This window comes from Vibrio sp. D401a (assembly GCF_030248515.1).
GTDB classification, from domain to species: Bacteria; Pseudomonadota; Gammaproteobacteria; order Enterobacterales; family Vibrionaceae; genus Vibrio; species Vibrio rotiferianus.
In genome coordinates, this window is record NZ_JAHGAI010000055.1 from 1 (window position 1) to 24,831 (window position 24,831).

Sequence of the window (24,831 nt, forward strand, 5' to 3'; positions counted from 1 at the left end):
CCGAATCCCGAATCCCGTTACTTCACATCACAACTTATATCTTTAATCGGTGTTTCGGATGTCGTGAAACACACGTAGGCGGTTTTCGGATGGTTTGGACCGATTTTAATGTACCCAGCTTTTAGCTCATCTTCGTCAAAAGTAGCGGAATGAGACTGACCAGTTTTGCCATCAAAGTAGTAGGCTTCAAAGTTGTGGTTCATCATATGAGCGACGCGATTGCGAGTATGAGCGGTCGAAAAAGTGATGTTTGCACAACGCATCATCGGCTTTTGAGTAATGAGAAACTGCCCACTATCTTTATCTAAAACACCGCCTTTGGTATCTGGTGTGACATCAATAGGTTGGAAGTCTTCAACCGTACAAGAAGGTTTTGCATGAGCAAGCGATGGCAAAAGTAGCGCGCTTGCAAGACATAATAGTGAGGCTTTGAACTTCATAACGCCCTTATCAAATTTTAAATTGTTTACAGATTGACCCAATAATATCTAGATGCATAAATACAATGATATCAGTAGGAGTTAGTGCTCGATATCGCAGTCTGCTTTGCCTGTATTGCCTAATGGTTCAATCGCAAAGCCGCGTGTCTCGAGCAGTTCAATTAAGCTGTCTTTTCCGACCAAATGCAAGCTACCCACAACAATCGTGTATTGGCCTGACTTCTTCGGTAAAACTCTGCCAGAATCGAGCTGTTCAGCCCAATCTCGGTTACGGGCATACAAGAAAGCTTCGTTAAACTCATCGCTTGATTGATCACTCATGGATGCTTCTTCCAGCGAGCTGCCATCTCCTGTCTTCCAACTATCGATTAAGCACTGCACTAACTTCTCGCCTCCGTCATATTCTTCAATAGAAGAAAGTAGCAATTCTTTGCCACCGTCTTTTTGTCCAGCAATTAAGTCTATTTGAAATTGAACCGTTTCCAGTGGAAGGATGGGTACACGTTTTTTGTCCGCGATATTAATCAAGTGCATGTCGACGCCTTGGTCGGATGCATAACCCAGTTTGTTTACCAACATCAATTGAATGGTTAAAGCCGCAGACCATGGCGGCACATTGAGTAACTGTGCTTCTTGTAGGCCTAAGTCATTGGCTATCTCAGCAAGATGTTTGCGCTGGGTTCTATCTAAAACATCTTTGGCCAGAAATGCAGTTTTTGGGTAGGTCACGCCTTCGGTATTTCGAACATCGGCTTCGATGATTAAGCCATCACTGTTTTTGAGGAACTGAGTGACGGCTTTTGGCAATGGATACATGGTTTTGTCACCCACATGGACGGAGCCAATAATCATGTATTCCATATCGCCTTTCTTTGCTAGCCAATGCTGTGGCTCGGCTTGAACTGAATAAGAAGTAAAAAAGACGATCAGAGATGACATTACGGACAAGAGTCGAAACATATTTTGCTCCTCGAATTCAATATGCATCTTATCTATAACACGGTTCGGCAAAATCGTCATTTTTAAAAATATTGACGAGTTTTAACGGCGGAGAAATGAGAGCTAATTCACGAAAGCGTTTCAATTGAGTTTGTTGTTAATGGTTCACTTAATAACCAATAGTGATCAAAATCCTATAAAACCAGTCGAACCCCATCAATATTTGTGATTGAGATCGCAACAAACTCGTCAAAAAAAGTTGGTCATTTTTAACGTTTTATCTAAGTGATTGAAATTAATGTGTTTATATTTTTCTGCTTGAAGCTGAATTTGAGCTGGATCACTTCTTAGTTCCATTAATTTTACGCTTAGAAATAACTGCTTGTATGTTGAATGCAACTGTTAAGCGCCTCGCATTTAGGTGCTCACCATTTTTGATAAATGTCGTTTTGAACCACTGACTTTTTGGGGAAAGTAAGATGTTGAAACATAGTCTGATTGCTGCTTCTGTTATCGCTACATTGGCAGGTTGCTCTTCACTACAGAATTCTGAGCAACAAGTTGTAAACTCATTGGCTGACAACCTTGATATTCAATATGAAGTGTTGACTAACCACGGCGCTAACGAAGGTCTTGCGTGTCAAGATATGGGCGCAGAGTGGGCATCTTGTAACAAAGTAAACATGACGCTTGTTAACCAAGGTGAAGCGGTTGACTCAAAAGATTGGGCTATTTACTTCCACAGCATTCGTTTGATTCTGGATGTTGACAACGAGCAGTTCAAAATTTCACGAGTAACGGGTGACCTACACAAGCTAGAACCAACGGATAAGTTTGATGGCTTCGCTGCAGGTGAAGAGGTTGTTCTTCCACTGGTTGGTGAATACTGGCAACTATTTGAAACTGACTTTATGCCAGGCGCTTTCGTTGCTGCACCGAATGCAAAGCCTAAGATGATCGCTTCTCTTAACACAGAAGACGTTGCATCTTTCGTGACGGGGCTTGAAGGTAACAACCTAAAACGTACGCCAGATGACAACAACGTATTTGCAAACGCTGTGTCTCGTTTTGAGAAGAACGAAGACCTAGCAAAACAAGACGTATCAACCACGTTACTACCAACTCCGATGTTTGTTGAAGCAGGCAAAGGTATGGTAGATATCGCGGCTGGTATCGCGCTGCCTAAAGACGCATTCGATGCAGCTCAATTTGCAGCAATTCAAGAACGTGCAGAAGTGGTAGGTGTGGATGTCCGTGGTGATGTTCCTGTTAGCATCACGCTAGTTCCTGCAGACTTCACCGGTGAATTAGCAAAATCTGGTGCTTACGAAATGAGCATCAAAGGCGACGGTATTGCGATTAAAGCGTTTGACCAAGCAGGTGCTTTTTATGCCGTACAATCTATCTTTGGCCTGGTAGATAGCCAAAATGCTGATTCTCTACCACTACTGTCTATTAAAGATGCACCGCGTTTTGATTACCGTGGTGTGATGGTGGATGTGGCTCGTAACTTCCACTCTAAAGACGCAATTCTTGCAACGCTTGACCAAATGGCAGCGTACAAGATGAATAAGCTACACCTTCACCTAACGGATGATGAAGGCTGGCGTTTAGAAATCCCGGGTCTGCCTGAGCTGACAGAAGTGGGTGCTAACCGTTGTTTCGATACACAAGAGAAAAGCTGTTTACTGCCTCAGCTTGGCTCTGGTCCAACGACAGACAACTTTGGCTCTGGCTACTTCAGCAAAGCAGACTACGTGGAAATCTTGAAATACGCGAAAGCACGTAACATTGAAGTAATTCCAGAAATCGATATGCCAGCGCACGCTCGTGCAGCGGTAGTATCCATGGAAGCGCGTTACGACCGTCTTATGGAAGAAGGTAAAGAAGCAGAAGCGAACGAGTACCGCCTGATGGATCCTCAAGATACATCGAACGTAACGACGGTTCAGTTCTACAACAAGCAAAGCTTCATCAACCCATGTATGGAATCTTCAACTCGCTTTGTTGATAAAGTGATTTCAGAAGTAGCAGCAATGCACCAAGAAGCGGGTACGCCGCTAACAACATGGCACTTTGGTGGTGACGAAGCGAAGAACATCAAGCTAGGCGCTGGTTTCCAAGATGTGAACGCTGAAGACAAAGTAAGCTGGAAAGGTACGATTGACCTGTCTAAACAAGATAAGCCATTCGCACAATCTCCACAATGTCAGACGCTAATTGCAGACGGTACGGTAAGCGACTTTGCTCATCTACCAAGCCACTTTGCAGAAGAAGTGTCTAAGATTGTGGCAGAGAAGGGCATTCCAAACTTCCAAGCTTGGCAAGATGGCCTTAAATACAGTGAAGGTGAGAAAGCGTTCGCTACAGAAAACACACGTGTTAACTTCTGGGACGTTCTTTACTGGGGTGGCACATCATCAGTGTACGAGTGGTCTAAGAAAGGTTACGACGTGATCGTTTCTAACCCAGACTACGTTTACATGGACATGCCATACGAAGTGGACCCGAAAGAGCGTGGTTACTACTGGGCAACGCGTGCAACAGACACTCGTAAGATGTTTGGTTTTGCTCCAGAGAACATGCCGCAGAACGCAGAAACTTCTGTAGACCGCGATGGCAACGGTTTTACTGGTAAAGGTGAAATCGAAGCGAAACCTTTCTACGGTCTATCAGCGCAGCTTTGGTCTGAGACAGTACGTAACGATGAGCAATACGAGTACATGGTATTCCCTCGCGTACTAGCGGCGGCTGAGCGTGCATGGCACCGTGCAGACTGGGAAAACGACTACAAAGTAGGTGTTGAGTACTCGCAAAACTCTAACCTAGTAGACAAAGCTGCGCTAAACCAAGACTACAACCGCTTTGCGAACGTGCTTGGTCAACGTGAACTGGCTAAGCTAGAGAAATCAGGTATCGACTACCGCTTACCAGTCCCTGGCGCGAAAGTCGAAGATGGCAAGCTAGCAATGAACGTTCAGTTCCCTGGTGTGAAACTTCAATACTCTCTAGACGGCAAAAACTGGCTAACTTATGCAGACAATGCTCGTCCAAATGTGAAAGGTGAGGTGTTTATCCGCTCGGTATCTGCAACAGGCGAGAAGACAAGCCGCGTGACTAGCGTGAAATAATTCCGATAATCGTTCACTAAAATCATTGTTCCTTACTCAAAGCCCTCAACTTATGTTGAGGGCTTTATTTATTTCACGGTGGAAAATAAGTGTGATCAATGTCTGATTATTTTTCAAAGATAAATAAGTTGTTTTTTTAGAATCGATATTGAAGTGTGATCTTGATTGCTGCTTGGTGTTGTTCTGGCCGTATTTTTCTGCGTGAAATCACATTTTGTTTTGTTTATCTATTTTTATGTTTTGTATAACATTCTGTTTTTAATGCAGTTTTTGTGGTTTGTTTCTTTTTGATTTGAACTGGATCACCTTTCGTTTTGAATTATTTTTCAAGGCGAATTAAATCAAGCAGTATTGCCGTCGTCAGGGAGACTCCCTAAAAAAGTGCGGTTTAAGGTCAGTGAGGACCCACGCAGCCGCCCCAAAACACAAAGGCAGTAATTATGAAAAATGTTTTCGCTCTAAGTGCACTTTCTCTTGTTTTCGCTTCTAGCGCTTTCGCGGGTTCTTCTTACGTAACAGGTAACGTTCAGTTCCACTCGGACTTCCAACCTAACGCGACTTCAACACTTGAAGCTGGCCATACGTTTGATACTGGCACAACACTACTAACTGAGTTTGATGGCATCTCACTTGGTAAATACGATAACGAGGTGATCCAAGACACAGGCTTAGGTAACTCGCCATACATTACGCTTGGTATCGAACAAAGCTACAACATTAACGACAACCTTTGGGTTGCTGTGGGTTACCACCATTTGCTAAACAACGGTGAAACTGTTCAGTACCGTCCTCTAGTAAAAATTGGCTACAACTTCGATAACGGTATTTCTATCAGCAACCGTACTCGTTACCACGCGATGGAAGACAGCAAAGCAGATGATCAAACTCGCTTTGACAACCGTATTGGTTACGCAGTGAATGAAGAGCTAGCAGTTAGCTACAACAACGTATACGTGATCAGCGACGCTGATAACACGATGGATCACGAGCTTCGTGCTACTTGGACACGTAACGGTGTTCAACCTTACTTTGAGTACCGTAACCAAGCTGACAACGCAAACAACGCATTTGTATTTGGTGCATCTTACGGTTTCTAATGAGTCCTAGTTGTTCATATAAAATGTGAGCACATCAAAGCTTAGCATTGCCCAAATGCAGTAAGCTTACGGCCTTAACATTGTTGAGGCCGTTTTTTTGTTTCTGGATCTTGAGAATACCAATTCCGTTAATTGGATGTCAGATACAAAAAAGGTCCGCTAGGGGAATAGCGGACCTTTTTCGGGAAGCACCTTAACGCTCAGGTGTTTCTAGCAGTCTAACTGCACTGTCAACCACATTGTTGATCACCTGACTACTCTCAAGCTTTCCTGAGCTAGCAGGCCCAAGTGCGCAAGCATATAGGGCTAACTGTTTATCGAAGGGCAAATCGAGTTGGTCGTATAACTGTTGCCGAATTCTCGCATGTTGCTCTGGTTCTTGGTTGGCTAGACTAACAAGCGTGTCATAAATAAGTGCTTTCATAAATTTTCCTTTTTATTGCACAGGGGTGCATAGGTATTTTATGAAGTTAAGGTCACCATTTCAGGATAGCCAGTCACACAACGACGCATCAGTTTAAGAGTTTTTAACAATAGCTCAATGAATGCCCTGATGTTAGGTTTCGTTTATTGGTCGTTACCTTTGTGATAACGGTATTCGTACACTTGGCCTTTTTCGTTGTAGGCATAAACAGCGTAGCTGTCTTTCTTGTCACCATATTCCATGCCAGGCGAACCCATTGGCATGCCAGGGACGGCCAGTCCTTTAGCATTACGAGGTGGGTTTTCTAGAAAGGCTTTAATATCGTCAGCAGGGATATGTCCTTCAAATACATAGCCATTGATCTCTGCTGTATGGCAAGAGTAGAGTTGTTCGTTCTTAATGCCCAAATCGCGCTTGATAGCATTCATGTCATCATGCAGCTTTTCCTCTACAGCAAAGCCGTTCTCTTCCATGTGTTTTGTCCATTCGCCACAACAGCCACAGTATGGCGATTTGTGGTTGATGACATCAGCGGCTAAGACGTTCGCCGATGTGGCAGCAAGCATTGTAAAGGTTAATAGTTTCAACTTCATAATATCCTCGAGAAGAAGTGTCGCTTACTTAATGGTAAACAGTCGTAGTCGGTTTGCATTACTGACGACCGTGATTGAAGACAGTGCCATTGCCGCTCCAGCAACAACAGGACTGAGCAAAAAGCCGAATGCTGGGTAAAGTACGCCTGCGGCGATAGGAATACCCAACGAGTTATAAACAAAGGCACCGAACAAGTTTTGTTTCATGTTTTTAAGTGTAGCGCGAGAAAGCTCTATCGCGTGCACAACAGCCATTGGTGATGTATTGAGAATGGTCATTTGTGAGCTTTCGATCGCCACATCACTACCGCTACCCATGGCGACGCCAAGATCCGCCAGTGCAAGCGCTGGCGCGTCATTGATACCATCACCGATCATCGCAACCGTGCGGCGTTGAGATTGCAGTAGTTCAATATGCTGCGCTTTCTCATCGGGCATCACTTGAGCAATGACTTCATCAATGCCGAGAGCTTTGCCGATGGCATTGGCAACGTGTTGGTTGTCACCTGTAAGCATGACGGTTTTTATACCTTGTAATTTTAATGCAGACACCGCCTGTTTGGCATCAGATTTAATCGGATCAGCGATGGCAATTAAACCGATCAGTTCGTTGTTAAGCGCCACAGCTACCGGTGTCCATGCGTTGCTTGCACAATCTTGAATCGCTTGCTCCATTGGGCTGATATCAACCTGCTCGGTTTGCATAAACTGCAATGAGCCAATGAATAGCGGTTGTTCTTGGTAAGTCGCAGTAATGCCACGGCCACGAATGTTTTCGAATGAGTTCAGCTCAACAGTTTCTGTATTGTATTGCTTAGCATAATCACACACGGCTTTAGCGAGTGGGTGCTCAGATTGTCGCTCAGCAGCGTAGGCCAGTGCTAATAAGTGCGCTTGGCTAGTGGCGTGAGTAAACACTTGCTGCACACTTGGTTTGCCTTGAGTGAGCGTACCCGTTTTATCGAATACGACCGTGTCAATTTTGCTTGCCAATTGCAGCGCGTCAGCATCCTTGATCAGAATGCCAAGCTCCGCGGCTTTACCGACACCAACGGTGACCGATAGTGGTGTTGCCAAGCCTAGGGCACAAGGGCAGGCGATAATCAGCACGGTTGTTGTTACGACAAGCATGTAGCTGGCTTTAGGTTCTGGACCTACGGCAAACCAAACCAAAGCGGCAAGGATGGCAATGCCCACAACAACAGGGACAAACACCGATGAAATTTGGTCTGCTAATTTGGCTATCGCGGGCTTACTGCTTTGCGCCGTGCGTACCATGCGAATAATACGTGCCAACATGGTGTTCGCACCGATGCCCGTTGCTTCAATGACTAAGCCACCATCGGTATTTAATGTACCAGCAGATACTTGCGCATCTTGTGCTTTTAATACTGGTACGGGTTCACCGGTTAGCATTGACTCATCAATGTACGATTCACCCTGAACCACTATGCCATCAACCGGCACCTTCTCGCCCGGCTTGATGCGCAGTTTCATTCCTAGCGTGATTTGCTCAACCGCAATTTGTTGATCGCCTTGGTCGGTAATTACCGTCGCTTGCTGAGGTTGTAGATTAATCAATGCCTGCAAAGAGCGCGTTGTGTTTGCTTTGGCTTTTGCTTCTATATAGTGACCAAGAGAAATCAAGCCGATGATCATTGCGCTCGCTTCAAAGTACACATGGCGGGAAGCAAGTGGGAACCATTCAGGGAAAACGACAACAAGCATTGAGTAGAACCACGCAGCACCTGTGCCCAAGGCTACTAAGGTGTCCATAGTCGCACGTTTGTGAGTGGCCGCTAACCATGCGTTAGTAAAGAAGTGCTTACCCGCTGTCGCAAGCAGTAATAAACACAGAATACCAATCGCCCCCCAAGCCAGCTGATCATTGGTATTACGAATCATCATGTTGCCGCCAAATACCCCCCACAACATCAGTGGTGCACCGACAACCAATCCTGCTATTGCATCAAGTTTGAAACGTTTTTGTTGGGCAAGTTGTTGAGTAGCTTGCTTTTCTTGCTGTGTAGCTGCGTCTTGTAGAATTTCAGCTTGGTAACCCGCTTGTTTTACCGAGTCGACAATCGCTTGGTGGAGCGACTCTGTATCTTCAGTCGCAAACACTAACGCACTTTGTTCAGCAAGGTTAACCTGTGCTTTCTCAACGCCCTCTACGCTAGTAAGTGCTTTCTCTACCGAAGAGACACAACTTGCACAGGTCATGCCTTGAATCAGCATTTGCAACTGAATACCTGCTGGTGGCCGTTGAGTGTGTTCAATATTGGTCTGCTTTTCTACGGGTTCAGTTTCCGGTGAGCTTTCTTTTTCTACTTCAATAGAATCAAGGCTGGCGGTGTAGCCGAGAGTGGCCACAAGATCGATCACTTGCTGCTCTGAGAGTAGGGTTGTGATATCGAGTTGGGTTGTCGATGCTTGAAACGCAATGACGTCTTGATTCGCTTCTAATAAAGAAGAGAGTTTCTTCACGCAGCCGCCGCAGCTCAATCCTGCTAGGTGGAACTGATATTGATGCCCGGCCTGATAACCCAATGATTCAATGGATTCAACAATAGAAGAAAGAGGGGATTCGGTTTTCACTTCAACCATGGTCGGGGACAAATTGATGATCTCAACACTGTGATTGGCATGTAAAGCTTTCTCAACTTTTCTCGCACAGCCCATGCAGTTAAGTCCCGACATAGGTACAACGAACTGATACATAATTTGTCCTCAATAATACTAATGTGGAGAGCATAAACCTTCCTGCAAGGGGAAGGTCAAGCATTCAATTGCTGAATTCATAACGTCAAAATTAGGTTAAAAACTGAACTTTTGGTCATGAATGCTTGCGAGTCACATCAAGGTTTTTTCTCTCTGTTTATAAAGTTCCATTAATCGATGTGAAATTCAGGAGTGATAAGTCACAAATTTGCCGTTTGTTTTATAAAAATAGTGTGCATAAATTCTTCTTTGACGTTTTTTTTTCTTTATGTTCGGATTCAAGTTATTGTTTTTATTTTGTTTATATTGTTTTTGTTTTTGTTAGTTTGAAGTGGCTCAGATTGCCTTGCCTTTCATTTTTTGAAGAAAAAAAAGTTTGCCATATTTGCTCCGTCCACAAGTCGTTTCAGATTCCATACCTGTCCTAGTTAATGAATTTGAAAATGGAAAAACAAATAAAATATAGGGGTTAAAAATGTCTTACCTAAAGAAAAGCTTGGTTGCGAGTGCAGTAGCCAGTTTCATGTTTGGTGGGGTTGCGGTGGCCGCCGATCCTGTTGGTCCTGAGTATGCGTCAGCAGCATCAGCCTTTTTTGAAGAGTCTACCGTTACTGGTGCGTTGAATTTTTGGATGCGCGACCGTACTCGAGCAGATGTAGACTCTAACGGAGATCAAACGTCCAAGAAGCCAAACTTAGATCATGGTTCTATGTACCTTTCACTCGGTTTTAGCTCTGGTTATATTAGTGATACTGTTGGTTTGGACCTTAATGTGTATTCGACGTTTGATATGTGGAATAACGCTTCACCAGACCATGAAATGAACTTTTGGGGGGTGGATAACCCTTACGATATGAACCCAACGGCTTCTTCTGGTTGTAGTGGCGCGTGGGATTCTGACTGTACTGACAACGGCGCAGCATTCCAAACGGCGGCATTAAAGTTCAAGTTTGGCGACTCTGTGACAGCGAAAGCGGGTTACTTCCAACCAAGTGTTCCTACAGCAATGGGAGTTAACTGGTCTTTTGCGGCTGGTACGTATACTGGTGGTGAGATCGGCGCAAACTTTGATGATCTAGCTCTTGGTTTTGTCTATGCCGTTGAATACCGTGCTCCTTGGTTTAAGAAGAGCTACGAGTTCCGTGATGGACAAAATAAAGATGCAGGCGATGCATACTCTTTCGGTGCTCGCTACAACCTAACACCAAACTCGTCTCTAGATATCGCTTATGCGGGTTTGACTGATGGTCCTCGTAAGAATGCCCACATTAAGTACAAGCACACCACGGAAAACGGTTGGTACTTATCTCCTCAAGTCTACATTATGGATGATGAAGATCAGTACGATAGCACGGCATTCCAAGCTGCATTCCTATCCTCTAAATCGGTAGGCGCATACAGCTTCCGTTTAGAAGGTACATACACGTCAGCCGATTCAACGGATACTCGTGGCAACGTAGGCAACTTTGCTTACCGTTTAACTGAGAAATACGGCGGTTCGAATGGTGCATATGATATCTGGTGGAATAACCGTTCTGACTTTAACCATGATGGTGAAATTGGCTTCTTTGGCCAAATGAGTCGTGATTTCTCAGATCTAGGCGCTCCAGGTTTCAGTGCTGGTATCAACGGTGTATACGCGTTTGGTGCAGAAGCTGAAGGATACGATGAGCTAATCGAGTACTCAGGCAGTGTATTTGCTAACTACGCTATTCAAGGTGGTCCTTTGAAAGGTGCCCACCTAGGAATGTACTACACACGCTATGTTAATGATTCAGACGCACCAAACTGGACAGGATACTCAAACGGTTTCCAAGACGAAAACGACTTGAAAGTCACTCTAGTGATTCCAATGAGCATCAAATAATTTTTGAGCTTACATAAAAGAACAAGCCCCTCAATGTAGGGGCTTTAATTGTTTTCGGGGAATAAATTGTAGTTGTCGAGTTTGGAGTGATAGAATAACGCGCAAAAATTTAGGTTGCGCTGAGTTAGTCAGCGAATGTCTTAATATTAAGGTAATAAACAATGACGGTTAAAACACGTTTTGCTCCAAGCCCAACAGGCTACCTTCACGTAGGTGGTGCACGCACTGCACTTTACTCTTGGTTATACGCAAAAAACCAAGGTGGTGAATTTGTTCTACGTATCGAAGACACTGACCTTGAGCGTAACTCTCAAGAAGCCGTAGATGCAATTCTTGAAGGCATGGAGTGGCTAGGTCTTGAGTGGAATGAAGGTCCTTACTTCCAAACTCAACGTTTTGACCGTTACAACGAGATGGTTGATAAGCTTCTTGCAGAGGACAAAGCATACAAATGTTACGCATCTAAAGAGCTGCTAGACGAAGTTCGTGCTGAGCAAGAAGCAAACAAAGAAATGCCTCGTTACGATGCAAACCATCCAAAAATCAAAGCAGCAAACGAAGCAGCAAAAGATGGCGAACCATGCGTTATCCGTTTCCGTAACCCGAAAGAAGGCAGCGTAGTATTTGATGACCAAATCCGTGGCCGTATCGAAATCCGTAACGACCAAATGGATGATCTGATCATTCGTCGTACTGACGGTTCTCCAACATACAACTTCTGTGTAGTGGTTGATGATTGGGATATGGGCATTACTCACGTAGTGCGCGGTGAAGACCACATCAACAACACGCCTCGTCAGATCAACATCTACGAAGCGCTAGGTGCACCAGTACCAACATTCGCACACTGTGCAATGATTTTGGGTGATGACGGTGCGAAACTGTCTAAGCGTCACGGCGCAGTATCTGTAATGCAGTACCGCGATATGGGTTACCTACCAGCAGCGCTAAACAACTACCTAGTGCGTCTTGGTTGGTCTCATGGTGATCAAGAGATCTTCACACAAGAAGAGATGATCAACCTATTCAGCCTAAATGCGGTATCTAAGTCAGCGTCTGCATTCAACACTGACAAACTGCAATGGTTGAACAACCACTACATCAAGAACTCCGATCCAGCGTACGTTGCAGAGCACCTACAATGGCACCTAGATCAGCAAAAACTTGACGTAGCGAACGGCCCAGCAATCACTGAAGTGATCAAGCTAGTGGGTGAGCGTTGCAACACGCTTGTTGAGCTAGCGGAGCAAATCCGTTACTTCTACGAAGACTTCGCTGAGTTTGAAGCGGGCGCTGCGAAGAAACACCTACGCGGCGTTGCAAAAGAGCCTCTAGAGCTTGCGCTAGCAAAAGCAGAAGCACTGACTGAGTGGACGACAGCGAACATCAAAGATGGCGTTATCGCAGCAGTATGTGAAGAGCTAGAAATTGGCATGGGTAAAATCGGTATGCCATTACGTGTAGCAGTTACAGGTGGCGGTCAGTCTCCTTCTGTAGACGCTGTAATGGAACTGATTGGTAAAGAGCGTTGTGTTGCTCGTATCAAGATGGCTCTTGAGTTCATCGCTGAGCGTGAAGCAAACGCATAATTACGCGAAAAAACTGTTAATGAGCCGCGGAGATTTCCGCGGCTTTTTTGTTTGTTGGGCGTTTTAAATCAATATTCCGTCTGATGATTGGCCAAAGTGCTGCTGTATGATTCGTTAAATCGCTCAATATTTAATTAGTTTTACTTATCAAAATATAGCTGATGTAAATATTACTTGGCTTGTTTTATTCAAAATATCTCTCTGAAATATAGCGTTAATTCCTAAAGTTCCTCATATTTTATCTCATAAATGAGAAATTAATTTGCTTTAGATATTCTATCTCAAACATTCGCGCAATCGTTTGCCCTCTTGTGGTGGCGGGCTTTGCTGTGCTCTGGATCACATAAATTGGAGTGTTTCGATGACATTAAATTGACAGTTTGGGGTTTTGTCTTCGGATTTCTTGGAGTTATAGTGCTCGCCGTCAGTGAAGTATTGATATGCATCATTGGACAGGAGGTATACCCAAGTGACTTTTAACCACTGAGATGGAAGTTATTTCGGTATCAAGCTCAAAGGAACTGAAAAAAGAATAGAAATACAACGTCTCAAAGACAGTGCATTTCGTTAACGAACAAAAGAACTTCTTTTAGAGGAATCAATAATGAAAAAACTAGCAGCGGTAATTTCAGCTTCTTTACTTATGGCTTCAGCAGCGCACGCGGAAGTATACGTGGGCGGTAAGATGGGTAAGTCTTGGATGGACGACGCTTGTGTAGCTGGTCAAGCTTGCGATAAAGATGGCTCTACTCTAGGTGCTTTCGTTGGTTACGAAATGAATGACTACTTCTCAGTAGAAGCTGGTTTTGACAATCTAGGTGATTTTGACCAAACGTCTTTCGGTGGTCATGTAGAAGCAATCACTCTTGCGCCAAAATTAAGCCTACCAATCACTGAAGACATCGCTCTTTACGGTAAAGTGGGTGGTGCTTACCTAATGATGAACGATGGTAAAGACGACTACTCTTACCTAGGTGCGGCTGGTGTTGAGTTTAACATTAGTCAAAACGTAACAGCACGTGCGGAATACCAAACAATCACTGACATCAACAACGATTCAGTAAAAGCAATGGGCAACTCAGCAACACTAGGCGTTGCATTCAAGTTTGGCGGCAACGATGAAGTTGTTGTTGAAGAAGAGCCAATCGTTGAAGAAGTAGTGGTAGAAGAAGTTGTTACACCCGTTGTTGTAACTAAAACGTTTGAAACTCAAACAATCGGTACTGGTAGCTTTGCGCTAAACAGCACAACGCTTAAACCAGAGAGCGCTGCTAAACTAGATAACCTAGTAGCATTCCTAAACGAGTACCCACAAGCAAACGTTGATGTAATTGGTTACACAGACACTTCTGGCCCTGCTGCATACAACCAAAAAGTTTCTGAGAAGCGTGCTGAGTCTGTGGCAAACGCTCTAGCTGAAAAAGGCATTGATGCATCACGCATCCACGCTCGTGGCGAAGGTGAAAACAACCCGATCGCTTCAAACGAGACTCGTGAAGGTCGCGAGCAAAACCGTCGCGTAGAAATCGTTGTTCCTGAGTTTGAATACCAAGTTCAACAATAAGCGCGAATCTAACGTTTAGCTGTTAGAAAGCCAAATATAATAAGCCCCAAAGAGTTTGCTCTTTGGGGCTTTTTAATATGAATGAGATACTCAAGTCGCAGAGAAAGTAAGGGTTACTTTAGGTCAATGCTGTTAAGTCGGCCCATAAACGTTAGGATCTCGAGGTTGTCCTTGTGTGCATCGAGCAGTGCTTTTTTGGTTTGCATATAAGCGGCGAGTTTCCCGTATTTATTAATCGAACGAACCACCGTTTTATACTTGTATTCGCCGGAATCATTGAACTCTCGCCATTTAGCAATATAACATGTGTCTCGGTTGTCAGGATCCTCTAGAGTAGGATTAGGTTTGTGAACAATCTTCGGTTCGACACTATGCGGCAGCCTTGTCATTAGGTAGGGATCCTTTAGCAGGCGGCGCCAAAACTTGCCCCACATTTCACGCCCAAGCTCATTACGTAGTTTAATTGCCTTTTTGAGTCCTTTCTTTTCACCAATGCGAATAAACCCAACAGAGCGATGTAACACCGTATCATCTGGGGTATGGATATGAATTTTGAAGGCGGTTTTGCCTTTTGAAATAAAGCGGTGTCCAGTATTTGTAATTAAATTGCTCTTAGACATATTGCTAAATAATATTTTTGTTAATACCTAAAGAGTAAGCAAAACTTATGGATAATTAAAGTAATAAAACACAAAACTGCAAAGAGATGACATTTCTCTCCGATAAGTTTAGGTCCTAAGAGCAAAAAGGGCGAACATTAGATATGAATGGGTGTTTTGTGCTCAAGTAACCTCGAGGTGCTTAGTTCAGCGATAATGACTTGGTTTGAAGGCGAGGCAACGATTTGAAGATCTGGCGGTTCTACATCGAAAATTGTTAACGAAGCATGCGAGCCAAGGCAACTCACCCTTATGGAGCGTGTCACCGAAGCACGCTGTTTGCTTACTTTCGGTAAACAGGGAATCGTGACAATGCTCTGGACCTTGCATCTTGAAATCACTTGAGTATATTGCCTTGGTTTCCTGCCATACAGCCAGAGCGTGGATGGCGCCCCCAGTAGGATTCGAACCTACGACCTGTCCCTTAGGAGGGGACTGCGCTATCCAGCTGTGCCATGGGGGCGTAATTAAATATGATGCGTTACCTATGATATTCAAAAGAAAGCATATAGCAATGACTTACACGTGAATCTACAACAGTTTGTTCATGACGTCGCCAATTTGTATGCTCGAAGCAAGGTTTGCTTGGTCAATTGTCAGATCTGCTTCATGTTCGTATACCCGAGAGACGGTAAGGGTAATTTCGCTCTGAGATACTTTATTGCGCGGTAACCCATTTTGGTCAATGAAAGATGCCGTGTGCCACAATTGCAGCTTGTCACCCTTTTGTACGCCATGTATGCGACCAAGATCCATTGTCACTGTATTACCAAATACGGCAACCACCTCTGGAAGCGTGATTTTGCAAGACAGCTCTGATTCTAAATCCAACATAATGTTGCGGCTAACGCGTAGCATCATTTCACCATAAGTTGATGCCCAGAAGCGTGCACTTCGTGTATCAACCTGGCTTGTTTTCGCGAATGGCCATTTTGCTACTTCGCGATAATTCTTGTTATAAACTTCATGTCCCGTTTTACCATCGTAGACTTGCATCTCCAAAGCAAACTGACGATTGATGATATCGTCCTTTAGTAACTTTGATTCAACAGTGGCGGTCAAATCGGTAATAACACCACCGATGATGTACTGCGAACCAGTATCTTGAGCGATCATTTTTACGCGCTCTGGGTAATTCTTATCGATAGCATAGTCAGTTGTCCCCACCGAGACAAAGCTGCGCGATGTTTGCTCGAGTTGTCGATCAACTACATGGCTGAAATCATCACCAACACGGTAGATTTGTCCCATGACAGCTTGTTGTGGGGAAGCAACATCAATATTACCTACGAGGACCGTCTTCTTGTATTGATCAACGTGGCAACCCGTTGCCGATGGATAGATATCAACGCGGATCTTTAGCTCCATCTTGCCACCACGTTTACGCTCTGATTCCACCAATATGTAGCGTACTTCATGGTTTGTGAACTGATATTCTCTGCGGCTCTCTTCTAATAAAGGCATTAAGTTACTGATGCTACCAATATCTGCACCTGAGAAGTTGACGGCTTTAAACAGAGCATCTTCCAACGCGTGTAATCTAGCCGCTTCTTCAGAAGAAACGATCGTGGCAACGCCTGTAACTTCATACCAAGACGCGATAGCTCGAAATGGCATGATCAAGACAAAAGCGGTTGATATTAGGCTTAAAACTATTTTTTTCATTGTGTTTGACCGTTCAGGTATAAATATTGCATTAACAATTTCAGTAACGTATTGGTGGTTTTTCTTTAGTTCAGCAAACAGAAGAAAGCAAAGACTGTTCCAGTATTACATTTCTTTCTAAATGAAGTGACAGAGAACAGTGACACCCAAGATTATCTGGAGAACGAAACCATGAAGAAATGGCTTATTGCAATATCGATGATGACGTTGTTAACATCGTGTGCATATGCACCCATATATAATGGTAAAGAACCATATTCTGGTAGCCAATTCATGTTAATGGATAGCCCTCGCCATACGATGGACTTTTTTATCGAAAGCATGACTGAAGATTTAATGGTATCAAATGTGGCGGTTTCATCACGGACGCCAATTGCCATTACATCCTTCGTCGATCTACAAAATTTGGATGCAACTAATTGGTTAGGTAATTCGGTATCAGAAGGCTTTATTCACCAGTTTCAACGTCGTGGTTTTAAAGTGGTCGACTTCAAAACGACGGGATCGATTCAAGTGACGCAGCAAGGCGATTTTGCACTGAGTCGAGATTGGCAAGAGCTTGCGCAAGAACAACAAGTTCAGTATGTGCTTACTGGTACCATGCTACGCCAAGAAGGTGGTGTATTAGTTAATGCGCGTGTTGTGGGGATGCAAAGCCGTGTTGTTGTGGCAACAGCTCAAGGCTTTTTACCGGCCGACCGTATTGGTCGTGATTTAGATACGTTAAACAGCATTCGTACCCAAGATGGCGTTCTGATTCGTTCTGACCCAACTATTCGTCAGCCTTACACTGTGATTCTCCGCCCGTAGGAAACCGAAATGAACAAGTTATTATTTATTATCGCGACATTGGTGCTGGTGGGTTGCCAGCCTTTACAGCAAATGCGCCAAGATGAAATTTTGGTAGCGGTCGGTTATGCAAGTGTTAGTGAGCAAACAGGGCGTACTATTGAAGAGAAACGTGTTCGTGCGATGCGTGCCTCCAAAATTGATGCGTATCGCGAGCTTGCAGAGCAGGTTTACGGCATGCGCGTGAGTGGTCGTGCTGAGCTAGAAGATCAAAGATTGGGTGTCGAGAGTACCTCAGGTGCGGTTGATGGCGTTATTCGTGGTGCCGAAGTAGTGCGTAGTTACCTTGTTGAAGATAGTTACGTAACAGAGCTTCGCCTTGATATCCGTAAGATGGATAAGCTACGTGACTATGGAGAAGTACAACAAGTTCCTGAGAAGCGTCAGCAGACCTTGTTTTAATTGAAACAAGCTTTGTTTATCAGATAATCTTAGCGGGCGGCTGATTGGCAACAATCGGTCGCTTTTTTATAGGCGACATTCTGAGTTGTTGTAGCCATTGGTTAGGTAAGAATTTGGGTGGTTTAGGCTTTGATATTGGTGCCTAGCGTGGAGATAGTGTGAGTCTTACCCCCAGCATTGTAAGTCATACCTACTTTACCGTGGGTACGTTGGAGCATGTTGTTGAGTTTGTTGTAGCTAGATTGTGCTCGGTTAAGAGACTCTCCATTTACGTGGTTCACTTGCTGGCAGTCTAAGACTATCGACTGTATTTGTTTGACCGTTTGGCTTAGCTGTTCATCTTCGGTAAGTTGATTGACATGCGGGTGAGAGGCAATACGCTGATCGGTTGTACGAAGTTGATCAATGAGGGTCATTTTTTCTTTGGCAACTTTTTCGATATCAGCAGATACACGAGAAGCAATTGCACGTGTTTCTTGCTGAAGTACTTGAGATAAAGCTTTCGCGTTCTCAAGTTGGAAATTAACCAAATCGACGAGTGCTGCCATACTGGAGTTACCTTACAAACTAAGCCAGTTAACCTTCGGCTTTTAGCTCATTTTCAAACTTGATCATGTTGTCAGCTAATTTCTCAGGATCAACTTTGTATGAACCATTAGCAATCGCATCTTTGATCGCAGCAACTTTAGCGCTATCGTACGCTGGCGAAGCTGCGAGGTCTTGATGCATTTGGCTTACAGCTTTGCCTTGCTTGCTAAGTGATACTGCGTCTTGAGCCACAGTGGATTTTTTCGATTCTGTACTTGTGGTGGTACTAGAATCGCTACGTGCTGGAGTACGACTTGTTGTCGTCATTATTTGTCCAGAACGTATGTTGTCTATACCTGCCATATATCAACCTTTTAGTCATGTCGTAGTATTGGTATCCACACTATCGACCGGAGCGTGTAAAACTTTAGCTTTTTTTTGCGCTATATTTGCACGGTTTGTTGCTAACGAATAGTGGCAGATTTCGGTTTAAAATGTAACCGTTATTTCTGCTGCATTAGTTACTATTCCCTCAATTATACGCTGAGACTTATCGTTTTTCACTCTCACTTGATCTCCGGTTCCACCATCTTGCAGTGAAGTACCTTGAGTGGTGATCGTCATTCCTGACTTTACTGCTCTAATGGTTACTTTTTCGTTTCGGCATACCACACAAATATCGTTACGTTCTACCACATCTCCTAAGCGAACGTTACGTTTTAGTTTGGCTCCAACAACTTGGCTAGGTTCAGAAAAGCCTTCTTTCCTAAATCTCTGAAGTTCGATCATTGTGATCCTAACGTCCGATAAGGAGATCATTTCCCCCCGAGCTAAAGGCCGAGCAGAGACGACCATCGGGATTGAAACTGACAGTCGAACTGGAACGTACACTTTCCAATCATCGGTAGGGCACTCAACAAGAACGTTGATATTGCTTCTTGTGCTACTTGTCGAAGAGGCAGAGGTCGCGAGCGGCTCGGGGCAGTCTGTTGCTTTGATACGTTGATCAATATTTGCCGCATTAACACTTAAATTCCCTCCCTCTGGGTGGGGAACCGTTGTTAGAATATGGTTCTCTGCCGCTACTTTTATCTGCTCGATCTGATTTTCTGTCGCTGAATGCGCAAAAAAACTAAACATAATGAGTAAAATGCCGATAGACTTAGCGAGATTTGTATAGAACACTCTACATATATTCATAGAAATTGGTATCCAACTAGTATTAAAATACGCCATACTGTTTTTTTTGGTATCGTGCTGCCAGATGTAGAGTATCATTTAAAACCAAAAAGTTTGAGATGGAGATGAGCATATGACGGGGATTCTTGATTCGGTGAATCAACGTACGCAACTCGTCGGCCAAAACCGATTGGAGCTATTGACCTTTCGGCTAATGGGACGACAGCGTTACGGCATCAACGTATTTAAAGTAAAAGAAGTACTACAATGCCCTAAGTTGACTTCTATGCCAAACCTACACCCGCTGGTTAAAGGTGTCGCTCATATCCGTGGCCATACAGTGTCGGTTATTGATTTGAGCTTGGCTATCGGCGGTCGCCCAACCACTGATATTGAAAAATGCTTTGTTGTTATTGCAGAGTTTAACCGCACGATTCAGGCGTTTTTGGTGACTTCAGTTGAACGAATCATCAATATGCACTGGGAAGCGATTTTGCCGCCACCTGATGGTGCGGGCAAAGCAAATTATCTAACAGCTGTGACCAATATCGATAATGAGTTGGTTGAGATTCTTGATGTTGAGAAGATTCTTGCTGAGATCGCGCCTGTTGATGAAACAATGGATAGCACTATCGGTGAAGAGATTGCTCAAGCAGAGCAAGAGAAAGCAATTGTACGTCGAATCCTGATTGCTGATGATTCTACAGTGGCACGTAAGCAGGTTGAACGTGCAATTACTTCAATTGGATTTGAAGTCGTATCAGTCAAAGACGGTAAAGAAGCGTATAATAAGTTGATTGAGATGGCTCAGCAGGGCAGTATTTACGATCAAATATCTTTGGTTATTTCTGATATTGAAATGCCTGAGATGGATGGCTATACGCTGACTGCGGAAATTCGTCGCAATGCTGATCTTAAAGATCTTTATGTAATTCTCCACTCTTCACTAAGTGGAGTATTCAACCAAGCGATGGTTGAGCGTGTTGGCGCAAACTCTTTCATTGCGAAATTTAACCCGGACGAATTAGGTAACGCGGTTAAATCTGCTTTAACTAAGTAAAAGAGACATTAATGACTGCTATTACAATCAGTGATCAAGAGTATCGTGACTTTAGCCGTTTTCTAGAATCACAATGCGGTATTGTGTTAGGTGATAGTAAGCAGTATCTAGTGCGTAGTCGTTTGAGCCCTTTGGTGACAAAGTTCAAGCTAGCGTCACTTTCTGATCTGCTTCGTGATGTAGTGACTGGACGTAATCGTGAGTTACGTGTGGCTGCTGTAGATGCCATGACAACCAATGAGACATTGTGGTTCAGAGATACTTACCCGTTCACGGTTTTAGCTGACAAATTATTGCCTGAAGTGGCGGCGAACAAACGCCCAATAAAAATCTGGTCGGCAGCAAGTTCATCAGGTCAAGAGCCATATTCGATGGCTATGACGGTATTGGAAACTCAGCAACGCAAACCCGGTTTGTTGCCTAGTGTTTCTATTACAGCAACCGATATCTCAGCGAGCATGCTTGATATGTGCCGCACAGGCGTATACGACAACTTGGCTTTGGGACGAGGACTCTCACCGGAGCGTCGTCGCAACTTCTTTGAAGATGCTGGCGATGGTCGTATGAAGGTTAAAGATAACGTTAAGCGATTAGTCAACTTTCGACCGCAGAACTTAATGGATAGCTATGCCTTACTTGGTAAGTTTGACATTATTTTTTGTCGCAACGTACTAATCTACTTCTCTCCAGAGATGAAGTCTAAGGTTCTGAACCAAATGGCCAATAGCTTGAACCCTGGTGGTTACTTGCTGCTTGGCGCGTCAGAGTCGTTAACCGGTTTAACGGATCGATTTGAAATGGTGCGTTGTAATCCAGGCATCATTTACAAACTAAAATAGCGGACTGCTTTAATACTTATTAAGCCTGACTTTTTGTCAGGCTTTTCTTTTTCTAGTGTTTCATCTTCTTCTTTCCATTCTTTCCCGCGTTTTGATCTTATGCATAGGGTTCTTTTGCCTGTGCATGAATATAGGGTGTATATTTTTAGTGAGTTAGATTGATTAACTGACTTGATATGACATTTCATCATTCATTTTGGCTTGTTTATTGCAATCCATTACGTCGATAACCAAAGTGGCAAAACAGCATGTTATGCTTTTGGCACGCTAATTGCTTTTAAGTTATCAATAACGGTCAGTTCTTAATGTAGAGGCAAACATGGCTATATCTTTTGACAATGCACTAGGCATCCACCAATACACGGTGGGCGTACGTGAGCGCAACGCTGAGGTGATTTCCACCAATATCGCGCAAGCTAACACGCCTGGGTATAAATCAAGAGGTCTAGACTTTGCTAAGGAATTGCAGGCGGCAACTTCTGGGGCAAGCATTGGTCTTAGCCGCACAGATGGTCGGCACATTCCTGCCACTACTACGTTGGTCGGGGACAAGTTATATCGTTTACCTACTCAGCCAGATACGGGCGATGGCAACACGGTTGATTTGGATCTAGAGCGTAACTTGTTTATGCAAAACCAAATTCGACATCAAGCATCACTCGAATTTTTAGGTAGTAAATTTAAGAACTTAACCAAGGCAATCAAAGGGGAATAATTTAGATGAGCTTATTTAACGTTTTCAATGTAACAGGTTCTGCAATGAGCGCTGAGTCTGTTCGTCTAAATACAACTTCAAGTAACTTAGCCAATGCGGACAGTGTAAGTAGCTCAGCAAAAGATACTTACAAAGCCCGTCACGCTGTCTTTGGTGCCGAGTTAAGTCACGCGTTGCGAGGCGGTGATACTGTACCTGTTCAAGTTTTGGGTATTGTTGAAAGCGATAAACCTCTCAATGCGGAGTATAACCCTGATCACCCACTTGCAAATGACGAAGGCTATATCTATAAGCCAAACGTTAATGTGATGGAAGAAATGGCAAATATGATCTCTGCTTCTCGTGCGTACCAAACGAACGTGCAAGTAGCTGATTCAGGCAAACAAATGCTGCTGCGTACGCTGCAGATGGGTCAATAGGGATAAGGGGGTAGCGTATGGCCGGATTTAATAACGTTGGTCAAAGCGGCTTGTCCTATGTTGATCAGCTTAAGAGTTTACAAGAGAACAAAAAGCCTGACGAAACAACAGGTAAGCAGGATCTTAAACAAGAAGATTTCTTATCCCTGTTGACTAAGCAGCTTTCTCAGCAGGACCCTTTTAAGCCGGTTAGCAACGACCAGATGATTGCGCAAATGGCTTCATTTGCGACCGTAGATGGTATCGGCAAGATGAACTCTCAGTTTGAGAGCTTGAACTCGTCAATGACTTCTAACCAAGCGTTACAAGCTTCTTCATTAGTTGGGCGTGATGTATTGGTGCCTGGTGCCGCTGGTGTAAAAACAGATGATGCTGCAATGGCAGCAATGGTTAAGCTTCCTCAAGCTCTGGATAATCTATTTGTCCGTGTTGAGAATCAAGCTGGCCAACTGGTTCGTACCTTTGAGGTTGGTGCGAAGCCTGCTGGAGATACACGTGTGGTTTGGGACGGAAATGATGAAAACGGTAACCCGTTGCCTGCTGGCAAATACAATGTAAAAGCGTCTGGCTTGATTGAGGGAGAGTCACAAGAATTTCCTGTGTCAACATACGCGAATGTAAACAGTGTATTGCTTGGTAAGGGTGATGGTAACGTACTGCTCAACCTGGCTGGCTTTGAATCGCCAGTTCGACTTGCTGAAGTACTAGAGGTAGGCAAGGCGTAATTGAGCGTTAGCCAGATTAGGAGATTTTGAAATGTCATATGTATCTTTAAGTGGTTTGTCTTCAGCTCAGCTGGACTTAAACACTACCAGTAATAACATTGCTAACGCGAACACTTACGGCTTTAAAGAGTCTCGTGCAGAGTTTAGTGATGTATATTCTAATTCGCTATTTACCAATGCTAAAACCACACCTGGTGGTGGTGCTCAAGCAAACCAAGTAGCTCAGCAATTCCACGAAGGCTCAAGTATTTATACTAATAATCCAATGGACTTGCGTGTATCAGGTACTGGCTTTTTTTCGGTAGCGAAAGATCGCTTGATTCCGCAACAAAATGAGATGACACGAAATGGTGCATTTCATTTAAACAAAGACAACTACATGGTTACGGCGAATGATGAGTTTTTGCTTGGTTACCAAGTAAATCCTGAGTCAGGTGAAGTTTCATCTTATGAACCACAACCAATCAATATTCCGGCTGAATTCGGTAAACCGAAGCAGACCGCAAATATTGAGGTTGGGGTAAACTTGCCAGCAAATGGTGATCTTAAAGATCCAACTCAGTTTGATTTCTCAGACCCAGATACATATAACCGTTCAACGTCATCGACAATTTACGATTCCATGGGCCAATCTTACAAGTTGACTACGTATTACTTGAAAGATCAGACTCAGCCTAATACATGGCAAACCTACTATACCGTGACAGATAAAACGGGTGAGAAACCGTTAAGTGTTGCAAATGGTGATGCGACAACTCCTGGTGGTCACGTTGGCCATACTATGCGGTTTAACAATGACGGTACTTTGGCAAGTTTAAATAATGGCCAGCCAATAATCTCTGTTGGACTTGGGGACCCTGCGACTAACGGTTCACCTGTCGATCTTAACGGCGCTGATCCTGCTCAGACTCTGAACTTTGGTTTGGACTCAGCGACCCAATTTGCCGCACCATTTGAACTAACCAAGTTTGATGAAGATGGCGCAACAACGGGTTTCCTAACAAAGATCGATTTTGATGAAAACGGTAGTGTGCTAGGTACTTATTCTAACGGTGAAAATGTCACTTTAGGCCGTGTTGCACTTGTACGTGTACCTAACGAGCAAGGTTTGGATAAGAAAGGCGGTACTCAATGGGATTCAACACAGTTCTCTGGTGACAAGATCTGGGGTGAGTCAAACAAGGGCTCCTTCGGAACTATCGATAATGGTATGCTTGAGCAATCAAATATCGATATGACTCAAGAGCTTGTGGACCTGATTTCTGCTCAGCGTAACTTCCAAGCCAACTCGCGTGCGCTAGAAGTGCATAACCAGCTACAACAAAATATCCTGCAGATTCGCTAGAGCAGGATACTTTGTTTAATCAGACGTTACGTGCGTTTGCCGCTTCGTTTGATGACATCATGACATTCATCTGATGCTCAA

23 protein-coding genes and 1 tRNA gene are annotated in these 24,831 nt (G+C 44.0%); 13 read left to right on the plus strand and 11 right to left on the minus strand.

The annotated features are described in order from the left end of the window. Window positions 1-17: 17 nt before the first annotated feature. Together KIV41_RS21895 and KIV41_RS21900 are read right to left on the minus strand one after the other, a co-directional pair. Window positions 18-440, minus strand: coding sequence for a hypothetical protein (locus tag KIV41_RS21895; RefSeq protein ID WP_038885393.1), 423 nt, complete (start codon window positions 438-440; stop codon window positions 18-20). A gap of 81 nt (window positions 441-521) precedes the next feature. Then, complete coding sequence (locus KIV41_RS21900; RefSeq protein WP_252041683.1) at window positions 522-1,400, minus strand: TraB/GumN family protein; 879 nt, start codon at window positions 1,398-1,400, stop codon at window positions 522-524. A gap of 458 nt (window positions 1,401-1,858) precedes the next feature. Between KIV41_RS21900 and KIV41_RS21905 the strand changes: the two genes are divergently transcribed. Together KIV41_RS21905 and KIV41_RS21910 are read left to right on the plus strand one after the other, a co-directional pair. Continuing rightward, window positions 1,859-4,510: a beta-N-acetylhexosaminidase gene (locus KIV41_RS21905; RefSeq protein ID WP_252041684.1), complete on the plus strand. Its 2,652-nt coding sequence runs from the start codon at window positions 1,859-1,861 to the stop codon at window positions 4,508-4,510. 440 nt (window positions 4,511-4,950) lie between these two features. After that, entirely contained in the window at window positions 4,951-5,607 is a 657-nt protein-coding gene (locus KIV41_RS21910) for an oligogalacturonate-specific porin KdgM family protein (protein WP_045385332.1), read from the plus strand. A 193-nt stretch (window positions 5,608-5,800) separates the two neighbouring features. On the opposite strand, the gene KIV41_RS21915 is transcribed toward KIV41_RS21910, so the two are convergent. The 3 genes from KIV41_RS21915 to KIV41_RS21925 all read right to left on the minus strand — a co-directional run bounded on the left by KIV41_RS21915 (window position 5,801) and on the right by KIV41_RS21925 (window position 9,345). Next, window positions 5,801-6,031 carry a PAS factor family protein gene (locus tag KIV41_RS21915; RefSeq protein ID WP_010446514.1) on the minus strand — a complete coding sequence of 77 codons (231 nt, stop codon included), beginning with the start codon at window positions 6,029-6,031 and terminating at the stop codon, window positions 5,801-5,803. Between the two features lie 143 nt (window positions 6,032-6,174). Continuing rightward, window positions 6,175-6,624 (minus strand): DUF411 domain-containing protein, encoded by a 450-nt coding sequence (locus KIV41_RS21920; RefSeq protein WP_045385334.1) that lies wholly within the window; start codon window positions 6,622-6,624, stop codon window positions 6,175-6,177. A 24-nt stretch (window positions 6,625-6,648) separates the two neighbouring features. Continuing rightward, on the minus strand, window positions 6,649-9,345 hold the full coding sequence (locus KIV41_RS21925; RefSeq protein WP_045385337.1) for a copper-translocating P-type ATPase: 2,697 nt from the start codon (window positions 9,343-9,345) through the stop codon (window positions 6,649-6,651). 475 nt (window positions 9,346-9,820) lie between these two features. Here KIV41_RS21925 and KIV41_RS21930 point away from each other — a divergent pair, with 475 nt between their 5' ends. The 3 genes from KIV41_RS21930 to KIV41_RS21940 all read left to right on the plus strand — a co-directional run bounded on the left by KIV41_RS21930 (window position 9,821) and on the right by KIV41_RS21940 (window position 14,365). Further along, window positions 9,821-11,212 (plus strand): multidrug transporter, encoded by a 1,392-nt coding sequence (locus KIV41_RS21930; RefSeq protein ID WP_045385340.1) that lies wholly within the window; start codon window positions 9,821-9,823, stop codon window positions 11,210-11,212. Between the two features lie 161 nt (window positions 11,213-11,373). Beyond that, complete coding sequence (gene gltX, locus KIV41_RS21935) at window positions 11,374-12,801, plus strand: glutamate--tRNA ligase (RefSeq protein WP_138956021.1); 1,428 nt, start codon at window positions 11,374-11,376, stop codon at window positions 12,799-12,801. A 604-nt stretch (window positions 12,802-13,405) separates the two neighbouring features. After that, on the plus strand, window positions 13,406-14,365 hold the full coding sequence (locus KIV41_RS21940; RefSeq protein ID WP_171359201.1) for an OmpA family protein: 960 nt from the start codon (window positions 13,406-13,408) through the stop codon (window positions 14,363-14,365). Window positions 14,366-14,478: 113 nt separating this feature from the next. Here the strand turns inward: KIV41_RS21940 and KIV41_RS21945 are convergent, their stop codons facing one another. The 3 genes from KIV41_RS21945 to KIV41_RS21955 all read right to left on the minus strand — a co-directional run bounded on the left by KIV41_RS21945 (window position 14,479) and on the right by KIV41_RS21955 (window position 16,689). Further along, a complete protein-coding gene (locus KIV41_RS21945; RefSeq protein ID WP_045385347.1) occupies window positions 14,479-14,985 on the minus strand; it encodes a hypothetical protein in 507 nt (168 codons plus the stop codon). Between the two features lie 425 nt (window positions 14,986-15,410). Further along, window positions 15,411-15,487, minus strand: a tRNA-Arg gene (locus KIV41_RS21950). 68 nt (window positions 15,488-15,555) lie between these two features. Beyond that, window positions 15,556-16,689, minus strand: a complete 1,134-nt coding sequence (locus KIV41_RS21955) for a flagellar assembly protein FlgT (protein ID WP_252041685.1) — start codon at window positions 16,687-16,689, stop codon at window positions 15,556-15,558. A gap of 171 nt (window positions 16,690-16,860) precedes the next feature. Here KIV41_RS21955 and KIV41_RS21960 point away from each other — a divergent pair, with 171 nt between their 5' ends. Together KIV41_RS21960 and flgP are read left to right on the plus strand one after the other, a co-directional pair. Continuing rightward, entirely contained in the window at window positions 16,861-17,499 is a 639-nt protein-coding gene (locus tag KIV41_RS21960) for a FlgO family outer membrane protein (protein ID WP_038886580.1), read from the plus strand. A gap of 9 nt (window positions 17,500-17,508) precedes the next feature. Beyond that, the gene (flgP, locus tag KIV41_RS21965) at window positions 17,509-17,940 is read left to right on the plus strand and encodes a flagellar assembly lipoprotein FlgP (RefSeq protein WP_010446688.1); all 432 of its coding nucleotides are present in this window, start codon (window positions 17,509-17,511) and stop codon (window positions 17,938-17,940) included. A 122-nt stretch (window positions 17,941-18,062) separates the two neighbouring features. On the opposite strand, the gene KIV41_RS21970 is transcribed toward flgP, so the two are convergent. The 3 genes from KIV41_RS21970 to flgA all read right to left on the minus strand — a co-directional run bounded on the left by KIV41_RS21970 (window position 18,063) and on the right by flgA (window position 19,704). Continuing rightward, window positions 18,063-18,488: a flagella synthesis protein FlgN gene (locus KIV41_RS21970; protein ID WP_010446689.1), complete on the minus strand. Its 426-nt coding sequence runs from the start codon at window positions 18,486-18,488 to the stop codon at window positions 18,063-18,065. A gap of 28 nt (window positions 18,489-18,516) precedes the next feature. Next, on the minus strand, window positions 18,517-18,831 hold the full coding sequence (flgM, locus tag KIV41_RS21975; protein WP_010446690.1) for a flagellar biosynthesis anti-sigma factor FlgM: 315 nt from the start codon (window positions 18,829-18,831) through the stop codon (window positions 18,517-18,519). A gap of 126 nt (window positions 18,832-18,957) precedes the next feature. Next, a complete protein-coding gene (flgA, locus tag KIV41_RS21980; protein WP_038886578.1) occupies window positions 18,958-19,704 on the minus strand; it encodes a flagellar basal body P-ring formation chaperone FlgA in 747 nt (248 codons plus the stop codon). Window positions 19,705-19,780: 76 nt separating this feature from the next. On the opposite strand from flgA, the gene KIV41_RS21985 reads away from it, so the two are divergent. The 6 genes from KIV41_RS21985 to flgE all read left to right on the plus strand — a co-directional run bounded on the left by KIV41_RS21985 (window position 19,781) and on the right by flgE (window position 24,750). Beyond that, window positions 19,781-20,707 carry a chemotaxis protein CheV gene (locus tag KIV41_RS21985; protein ID WP_010446692.1) on the plus strand — a complete coding sequence of 309 codons (927 nt, stop codon included), beginning with the start codon at window positions 19,781-19,783 and terminating at the stop codon, window positions 20,705-20,707. 11 nt (window positions 20,708-20,718) lie between these two features. Continuing rightward, window positions 20,719-21,546: a protein-glutamate O-methyltransferase gene (locus KIV41_RS21990; RefSeq protein WP_010446693.1), complete on the plus strand. Its 828-nt coding sequence runs from the start codon at window positions 20,719-20,721 to the stop codon at window positions 21,544-21,546. A 319-nt stretch (window positions 21,547-21,865) separates the two neighbouring features. Next, complete coding sequence (flgB, locus tag KIV41_RS21995; RefSeq protein WP_010446694.1) at window positions 21,866-22,261, plus strand: flagellar basal body rod protein FlgB; 396 nt, start codon at window positions 21,866-21,868, stop codon at window positions 22,259-22,261. Window positions 22,262-22,266: 5 nt separating this feature from the next. Further along, window positions 22,267-22,680, plus strand: a complete 414-nt coding sequence (gene flgC, locus KIV41_RS22000; protein ID WP_038886574.1) for a flagellar basal body rod protein FlgC — start codon at window positions 22,267-22,269, stop codon at window positions 22,678-22,680. Window positions 22,681-22,697: 17 nt separating this feature from the next. Further along, on the plus strand, window positions 22,698-23,405 hold the full coding sequence (gene flgD / locus KIV41_RS22005; protein WP_010446696.1) for a flagellar hook assembly protein FlgD: 708 nt from the start codon (window positions 22,698-22,700) through the stop codon (window positions 23,403-23,405). 31 nt (window positions 23,406-23,436) lie between these two features. Next, window positions 23,437-24,750 carry a flagellar hook protein FlgE gene (gene flgE / locus KIV41_RS22010; RefSeq protein ID WP_010446697.1) on the plus strand — a complete coding sequence of 438 codons (1,314 nt, stop codon included), beginning with the start codon at window positions 23,437-23,439 and terminating at the stop codon, window positions 24,748-24,750. Window positions 24,751-24,831 lie beyond the last annotated feature (81 nt).

What these genes read in the sequence shown, in the direction of transcription:
- flgC (WP_038886574.1), top strand. Translation starts at nt 22,267, where the DNA reads ATGAGCTTATTTAACGTTTTCAATGTAACAGGTTCTGCAATGAGCGCT.
- gltX (WP_138956021.1), top strand. Translation starts at nt 11,374, where the DNA reads ATGACGGTTAAAACACGTTTTGCTCCAAGCCCAACAGGCTACCTTCAC.
- KIV41_RS21895 (WP_038885393.1), bottom strand. Translation starts at nt 440, where the DNA reads ATGAAGTTCAAAGCCTCACTATTATGTCTTGCAAGCGCGCTACTTTTG.
- KIV41_RS21985 (WP_010446692.1), top strand. Translation starts at nt 19,781, where the DNA reads ATGACGGGGATTCTTGATTCGGTGAATCAACGTACGCAACTCGTCGGC.
- flgP (WP_010446688.1), top strand. Translation starts at nt 17,509, where the DNA reads ATGAACAAGTTATTATTTATTATCGCGACATTGGTGCTGGTGGGTTGC.
- KIV41_RS21960 (WP_038886580.1), top strand. Translation starts at nt 16,861, where the DNA reads ATGAAGAAATGGCTTATTGCAATATCGATGATGACGTTGTTAACATCG.
- flgA (WP_038886578.1), bottom strand. Translation starts at nt 19,704, where the DNA reads ATGGCGTATTTTAATACTAGTTGGATACCAATTTCTATGAATATATGT.
- KIV41_RS21945 (WP_045385347.1), bottom strand. Translation starts at nt 14,985, where the DNA reads ATGTCTAAGAGCAATTTAATTACAAATACTGGACACCGCTTTATTTCA.
- KIV41_RS21915 (WP_010446514.1), bottom strand. Translation starts at nt 6,031, where the DNA reads ATGAAAGCACTTATTTATGACACGCTTGTTAGTCTAGCCAACCAAGAA.
- flgD (WP_010446696.1), top strand. Translation starts at nt 22,698, where the DNA reads ATGGCCGGATTTAATAACGTTGGTCAAAGCGGCTTGTCCTATGTTGAT.
- KIV41_RS21905 (WP_252041684.1), top strand. Translation starts at nt 1,859, where the DNA reads ATGTTGAAACATAGTCTGATTGCTGCTTCTGTTATCGCTACATTGGCA.
- KIV41_RS21910 (WP_045385332.1), top strand. Translation starts at nt 4,951, where the DNA reads ATGAAAAATGTTTTCGCTCTAAGTGCACTTTCTCTTGTTTTCGCTTCT.
- flgE (WP_010446697.1), top strand. Translation starts at nt 23,437, where the DNA reads ATGTCATATGTATCTTTAAGTGGTTTGTCTTCAGCTCAGCTGGACTTA.
- KIV41_RS21940 (WP_171359201.1), top strand. Translation starts at nt 13,406, where the DNA reads ATGAAAAAACTAGCAGCGGTAATTTCAGCTTCTTTACTTATGGCTTCA.
- KIV41_RS21925 (WP_045385337.1), bottom strand. Translation starts at nt 9,345, where the DNA reads ATGTATCAGTTCGTTGTACCTATGTCGGGACTTAACTGCATGGGCTGT.
- KIV41_RS21930 (WP_045385340.1), top strand. Translation starts at nt 9,821, where the DNA reads ATGTCTTACCTAAAGAAAAGCTTGGTTGCGAGTGCAGTAGCCAGTTTC.
- flgM (WP_010446690.1), bottom strand. Translation starts at nt 18,831, where the DNA reads ATGGCAGGTATAGACAACATACGTTCTGGACAAATAATGACGACAACA.
- KIV41_RS21955 (WP_252041685.1), bottom strand. Translation starts at nt 16,689, where the DNA reads ATGAAAAAAATAGTTTTAAGCCTAATATCAACCGCTTTTGTCTTGATC.
- KIV41_RS21990 (WP_010446693.1), top strand. Translation starts at nt 20,719, where the DNA reads ATGACTGCTATTACAATCAGTGATCAAGAGTATCGTGACTTTAGCCGT.
- KIV41_RS21920 (WP_045385334.1), bottom strand. Translation starts at nt 6,624, where the DNA reads ATGAAGTTGAAACTATTAACCTTTACAATGCTTGCTGCCACATCGGCG.
- KIV41_RS21900 (WP_252041683.1), bottom strand. Translation starts at nt 1,400, where the DNA reads ATGTTTCGACTCTTGTCCGTAATGTCATCTCTGATCGTCTTTTTTACT.
- flgB (WP_010446694.1), top strand. Translation starts at nt 21,866, where the DNA reads ATGGCTATATCTTTTGACAATGCACTAGGCATCCACCAATACACGGTG.
- KIV41_RS21970 (WP_010446689.1), bottom strand. Translation starts at nt 18,488, where the DNA reads ATGGCAGCACTCGTCGATTTGGTTAATTTCCAACTTGAGAACGCGAAA.